The 262-nt window shown below is 62.6% G+C and carries 1 protein-coding gene; it reads right to left on the minus strand.

Annotated features, from left to right (window positions below):
- Positions 1 to 262 (minus strand): tetratricopeptide repeat protein (locus tag ACY9Z2_RS19125; protein WP_463611263.1); only part of this gene is annotated, 262 nt, incomplete at both ends.

Here is a 262-nt window from a genome sequence, read left to right on the forward strand (position 1 = left end):
CTTTCAGCTTTTCGATGGCGCGCTGGTTATCGCCCAACTGCGCATACATCTGCGCCAGACCGGTGAGCGTGTCTTCGTTGTCGGGCTCGGCCTGCAGCGCCGAGTCGTAGGCCTTCTCGGCCTCGGTGGGCTTATTGGAGAAGCCGTACAGGCGTCCCAGCATGACCCAGCTTTCGGCATCCTTGGGCTCTTTGGCGGTGATCTGCTCGTACTCGGCGATGGCGCGCTTCAGATATTCGTCCGGGACCCGCCCGGCCTGGTT

The organism is Virgibacillus sp. GM2-2 (genome assembly GCF_055329585.1).